The 4627-nt window shown below is 67.1% G+C and carries 4 protein-coding genes; 2 read left to right on the top strand and 2 right to left on the bottom strand.

Annotated features, from left to right (window positions below):
* Together B4L36_RS08900 and B4L36_RS08895 are read right to left on the bottom strand one after the other, a co-directional pair.
* Window positions 1-956: alpha/beta fold hydrolase (locus B4L36_RS08900; RefSeq protein WP_292955585.1), on the bottom strand; the 956-nt coding region annotated here is incomplete at its 3' end.
* Window positions 957-959: 3 nt separating this feature from the next.
* On the bottom strand, window positions 960-1244 hold the full coding sequence (locus tag B4L36_RS08895) for an SCP2 sterol-binding domain-containing protein (protein ID WP_292955582.1): 285 nt from the start codon (window positions 1242-1244) through the stop codon (window positions 960-962).
* Between the two features lie 61 nt (window positions 1245-1305).
* Between B4L36_RS08895 and B4L36_RS08890 the strand changes: the two genes are divergently transcribed.
* Window positions 1306-1890: a tetratricopeptide repeat protein gene (locus B4L36_RS08890; protein WP_292955579.1), complete on the top strand. Its 585-nt coding sequence runs from the start codon at window positions 1306-1308 to the stop codon at window positions 1888-1890.
* A 4-nt stretch (window positions 1891-1894) separates the two neighbouring features.
* Window positions 1895-4627 (top strand): helicase-related protein (locus B4L36_RS08885; protein ID WP_292955576.1); only part of this gene is annotated, 2733 nt, incomplete at its 3' end.

Below are 4627 nucleotides of genomic sequence, written 5' to 3'. Positions count from 1 at the left end.
TGAGGCCGCGCCCCGGCCGTTTCCATAACCGCCAGCATGGCTTGCAGGAACAGATCGCGTCTTTCGGGCAGGCACATCATCACCTCGTGCCGCCCGCCCTTGATCTCAAGCAGTTCGGCGCCCGGCCAGCGGTCTGCGCGGTCGCGGATCGCGGTCTGCGAGACGATCTTCTCGTCGCTGCCCAGCGAGACGAGCATCGGCAAGGCGGGCGAGGGCAGGGCGGCCAGCCGCGAACATTCGGCCAGCGCCAACCCCAGCCACCGGTAGCTGGCCCCGCCGATGGTCAGGTCGGGCCAGGTCGCGGCCTCGCGCAGAAGGCGCGACCATTCGTCCACATCGCAGGTCAGCAGGTTGGTGCCAAAAGCCTCGTCGAGGAAATAGGTGCCGCCCGCGCCGGTTCCCGGCGTCGATCGTCCCTCGAACCCAAGGCGCCGGGCCAGTGCCGTGATCGCCATCGCGACCCGATGCGGCATCTGGTGCAGGTTGATGCCCCACATCGGCGCCGAGAATACGGCCGAGGCAACCGGCAGATCGGCGTGAAGCGCCGCCAGACCGATGCCGCCGCCCATCGAATGGGCCAGAAGATGCCAGGGCTGCGGCAGGCCCAGATCGTCGGCCGCCACGACGATTTCGACCACGTCGCGCTGATAATCGGCGAATTCACCGATATGGCCGGGGCGCGGATCGTCCTGAAGCCGCTGCGACAGGCCCTGACCGCGCCAGTCGATCGCGATGACTGCATAGCCGGCCGCGTTCAGGCGCCGGGCAATGGGGGCATATTTCTCGATATATTCGGTGCGGCCGGGAAACAGCAGGATGCTGCCGGCGGCGGGGCCTGAAAGCGCGTCCCAGACCGCAAGCCGCAACCGCACCCCGTCATCGGCCGTGACGAAGAAGGCGCGTGCCGGGCGGCTGTCGTCATCGGGCAATCGGTGAAAGGGTGCGGCCTCGGGCATGATCTAGGACAGCGCCTGACCCAGTTGCATCGCAACGCCCATGTCCCCGTCGATCTTCAGCTTGCCGGTCATGAAGGCGGAGGCCGGATTCACATCGCCCGACAGGATTCCCTCGAAGGTTTCGCGATTGGCCGTCAGCGTGACTTCGGCCTCTTCGTCGCCTGCACGGACGCCGCTTTCATCGATCATGATCGCGCCCTCGTCTTCGATCACGAATTTCGCGGTCGAGCCGAAGCTGCCGATCTTTTCGTTCAACTGTTCGACGGCGGCGTTCACAACTTTGCTCATAATCTGGCGTCTCCTCGCGCTTGGACTGGCGCCCGGCGACCGGGCTGGGTAGAATGACGATATGCGCGCGGCCCGATCCGTTTTCCAGCCTTTCGTCGCGGCACTTCGCCGCGCAACGATTACGATTTTCTGCATCGGCGCAACCTCTTTCGGCGCCCTGGCGCAGGATGGCGCCGATATGGAGGCGCTGTTTTCGCGTCTGGCCGATCCCGACAGCGAATCCTGGCGGCTGGCCGAATCCGACATTCTGCGCGAATGGTCCAGATCGGGCTCTCCGGCGATGGATTTGCTGCTGAAACGCGGCGAAGATGCGCTGGACCGGGGCGACATTCCCGCCGCCATCGGCCATCTGACCGCGCTGACGGACCATGCGCCCGATTTCGCCGCGGGCTTTCAGATGCGCGCGTCGGCCTATGCGGCGGCGGGCCAGTACGGCCCCGCGATCGCCGATCTGGCCCGGGCCCTGGAACTGGAACCACGCCAATTCGCCGCCCTGACCCAACTGGGCGGAATGCTGGAGGAAATCGGCGAAGACGAACGCGCGCTGCAGGCCTACCGCGCCAGCCTGAAGATTCATCCCCACCAGCAAGAGGCCATCGATGCGGTGGCAAGACTGGAACGGGCGCAGACGGGCACCGATATCTGATCCCATGACAGTGATCGACAGGGGCCGGGTGACCGCCGTGCTGGGGCCCACCAATACCGGCAAGACGCATTATGCCATCGAACGGATGCTGGCGCATCGGACCGGGGTGATCGGCCTGCCGCTGCGCCTGCTGGCGCGCGAGGTCTATGACCGGATCGTGGCCGCCCGCGGCCCTTCGGTCGTGGCGCTGGTCACCGGCGAGGAGCGGATCGTCCCCGAGCGGGTGCAATACTGGGTCGCCACGACCGAGGCCATGCCCGACATCGCCGCCGATTTCGTTGCCATCGACGAGATCCAGCTTTGCGCCGATCCCGAACGCGGCCATGTCTTCACCGATCGCCTGTTGCAGATGCGCGGCCTGCACGAGACCCTGCTTCTGGGCAGCGACACGATGCGTCCGGCCATCGCCGCGCTGGTCCCCGGCGTGCAGTTTCAGCGGCGCGAGCGGTTCTCGACGCTGACCTGGTCGGGGTCGAAAAAGCTGTCGCGGATGCCCGCGCGGTCCGCCATCGTGGGCTTCAGCGTCGATGACGTCTATGCCATGGCGGAACTGATCCGACGCCAGAAGGGCGGCTGCGCGGTCGTCATGGGGGCGCTGTCGCCGCGCACGCGCAATGCGCAGGTGGCGATGTATCAGCAGGGCGAGGTGGATTACCTGGTCGCCACCGACGCCATCGGCATGGGCCTGAACCTCGACATACGTCACGTCGCCTTCAGCGCAACGCACAAGTTCGACGGCCGCCGCGTCCGGCCGCTGTTTCCGCATGAACTGGGCCAGATCGCCGGCCGCGCCGGACGGCATACCGAACCCGGCACGTTCGGCGTCACCGGAGAGGCGCAGCCGCTGGACGAGGGTCTGACCGGCGCGATCGAGAACCACCGCTTTCAGCCGATCAGCCGTCTGATGTGGCGCAACCCGGCACTGGAATTCGGCACCATGGACCGGCTGGTGCAGTCGCTGGAGGCCGCGTCCGGCCATGAATTGCTGCAGCGGGGCCGCGAGGCCGACGACCTGCAAGCGCTGAAGGCCTTGCGCGACATGCCCGAGATCCGCGACCGGGTGCAGGGTGGCCGCGATGTCCGGCTGTTGTGGGATGTCTGCCGGGTGCCGGATTTTCGCGGGATTTCGCCCACCGAACACACCGGCCTGCTGGCGCGGATCTTCGGGTTTCTTCAGGAGGGCGCGATCCCCTCCGAGTGGCTGGCGCGGGCCGTGCAGCGGATCGACCGGACGCATGGCGATATCGACGCGCTGTCGAAACGTCTGGCGTATATCCGCACATGGACCTATGTCGCGCAGCGGACGGGTTGGGTCGCGGACGAAAAACATTGGCGCGACGAGACTCGCGCGGTAGAAGACCGCCTGTCGGACGCGCTGCACGCCGCGCTGACCCAGAGATTTGTGGACCGGCGCACGTCCGTGCTGCTGCGCCGGCTCAAACAGAAGGAGAGCCTTGTGGCCGAAGTGAACGACAAGGGCGAGGTGATGGTCGAGGGCGAATTCGCCGGCCGTCTGGAGGGGTTCCGCTTTCGTCCCGACCAGACCGGATCGGCGGACGAGGCCAAAACGCTGAACCGCGCCAGCTACGAGGCTTTGCGGCCGGAATTCCATCTGCGCGCCGACCGCTTCTACAATGCCCCCGATACCGAGCTTGATTTCACCGAACAGGGCGGGCTGATGTGGGGCAGCAGCGCGGTGGGCAAGCTGGTCAAGGGGGCCGACAAGCTGCATCCCGGCGTGCAGGTCTTCGTCGATGACGAGGCCGGCGCCGAGATCGCCGAAAAGGTCAGGCGCCGGTTGCAGCATTTCATCGACCGCAAAATCGCGGCGGCCTTCGAGCCGCTGATGGGGATGCAGAAGGACGAGGCGCTGACCGGGCTGGCCAAGGGCTTTGCCTTCCGGCTGGTCGAGGCGCTTGGCGTCATACCGCGCGGCGAAGTCGCGGGCGAGGTGAAGGAACTGGATCAGGAATCCCGCGGCGCGCTGCGCAAGCACGGCGTCCGCTTCGGGCAATTCACGATCTTTCTGCCCGCATTGCTGAAACCCGCCCCGACCCGCTTGCGGCTGGTGCTGTGGTCGCTGGCCGAGGGTCTGGACGAATTCCCCGAAAGCCCGCCGCCAGGCCTGGTCACGATTCCGCATCTGGCCGAGGTCCCGGATGGCTATTACACCCTGTCGGGATATCGTCCGGCGGGGGAACGGGCGATCCGCATCGACATGCTGGAACGCCTGGCCGATCTGTTGCGCGTGCAGGACACGCGCGGCGGATTCGAGGCCAATCCCGACATGTTGTCGATCACCGGGATGACGCTGGAGCAATTCGCGGGGCTGATGCAGGGCCTGGGCTATGCCGCAGAAAAAGGCGAACGCGAGAAGGTGAAATCCCCCGAGCCTGCGGTGGTGGCGACGCCCGAAGAACCGGCCTCGGCCGCACCGCTGACCGAGGAGGAAAGCGTCCTCGCCGCCGAGACCCGCGCGAAATGGGAGTCCGAGCAGGCCGAAAAACGCCGCATTGCCGAAGCCGGCGCGCAAGGGGGGGCCGTCGAGACGGCGCCTGATCAGGCCGCGCCCGAAGCCCCCGAAATCGAGACCTTCTACACGTTCCGCTGGGCGCCGAAGCCGCGCGGGGGCGGGACGCGCCGTCCGCAGGGCGACGGGCAGGGGCGCCGGGGTCCGCGGCGCGACGAGGGCCAGCAAGAAACGCGGGGAGAGGGCGGCAAGCCCCACCGCGACGGC

Source organism: Paracoccus sp. UBA889 (assembly GCA_002294185.1).
Lineage (GTDB): Bacteria > Pseudomonadota > Alphaproteobacteria > Rhodobacterales > Rhodobacteraceae > Paracoccus.
The sequence above is the reverse complement of the archived record's forward strand: the minus strand, read 5'-3'. Positions and strand labels throughout refer to the sequence as shown.